Below are 1314 nucleotides of genomic sequence, written 5' to 3'. Positions count from 1 at the left end.
CCAGGGCAAGGGCACCATCGTGCTCGCCACCGTCAAGGGCGACGTCCACGACATCGGCAAGAACCTGGTGGACATCATCTTGTCCAACAACGGCTACCACGTCGTCAACCTGGGCATCAAGCAGCCGGTGTCCGCGATCGTCGAGGCCGCCCAGCAGCACCAGGCCGACGTGATCGGCATGTCCGGCCTGCTCGTCAAATCCACCGTGATCATGAAGGAGAACCTGGAGGAGCTCAACCAGCGCGCCCTGGCCGCCGACTACCCCGTCATCCTCGGCGGCGCCGCCCTCACCCGCGCCTACGTCGAACAAGACCTCCACGACATCTACCACGGCGAAGTCCGCTACGCCCGCGACGCCTTCGAGGGCCTGCGCCTGATGGACGCCCTGATCGGCGTCAAACGCGGCATCCCCGGCGCCACCCTGCCCGAACTGCGCAAACGCCGCCACGCCCGCACCGAAGTAGCGGAGCCGGAAGAAGCCGACCTCGGCCAGGTCCGCTCGGACGTGGCCATCGACAACCCGGTCCCCGTCCCGCCGTTCTGGGGCGAGCGCATCGTCAAGGGCATCCCCTTCCAGGACTACGCCTCCTGGCTCGACGAGGACGCCCTCTTCAAGGGCCAGTGGGGACTGAAGGGCGCCCGCACCGGCGGCCCCACCTACGAGGAGCTGGTGGAGAGCGAGGGCCGGCCCCGGCTGCGCGGCTGGCTGGACCGCCTGCAGACCGAGGGCTGGCTGGAGCCCGCCGTCGTCTACGGCTACTTCCCCGCCAACTCCAAGGGCGACGACCTCATCCTCCACCGCGAGGACGGCTCCGAACTGACCCGCTTCACCTTCCCGCGCCAGCGCCGCGGCCGCCGCCTGTGCCTGGCCGACTTCTTCCGCCCCGAAGAGACCGGCGAGCGCGACGTGGTCGGGCTGCAGGTGGTCACCATGGGCAACCGGATCTCCGAGGCCGCCAACGAACTGTTCGCCGGCAACTCCTACCGCGACTACCTCGAACTGCACGGCCTGTCCGTCCAACTCGCCGAGGCACTCGCCGAGTTCTGGCACGCCCGGGTCCGCTACGAACTCGGCTTCGGCGACGAGGACCCCCAGGACGTCCGCGACATGTTCGCCCTCAAATACCGCGGCGCGCGCTTCTCCCTCGGCTACGGCGCCTGCCCCGAACTCGAGGACCGCGCCAAGATCGCCGAACTGCTCAAACCCGAACGCGTCGGCGTGATCCTCTCCGAGGAGTACCAACTCCACCCCGAACAGTCCACCGACGCCATCGTCGTCCACCACCCCGAAGCCAAGTACTTCAACGCCAGGTA

General features: G+C 68.5%; 1 protein-coding gene. It reads left to right on the top strand.

The genetic code is table 11. The annotated features are described in order from the left end of the window. Positions 1-1314 (top strand): vitamin B12 dependent-methionine synthase activation domain-containing protein (locus ACFY00_RS38055; RefSeq protein ID WP_388038853.1); only part of this gene is annotated, 1314 nt, incomplete at both ends.

The organism is Kitasatospora sp. NPDC001540, from assembly GCF_042894345.1.
Classification (GTDB): Bacteria; Actinomycetota; Actinomycetes; order Streptomycetales; family Streptomycetaceae; genus Kitasatospora; species Kitasatospora phosalacinea_C.
Note: the sequence above shows the minus strand (reverse complement) of the source record. Positions and strands in the feature narration are given on the sequence as shown.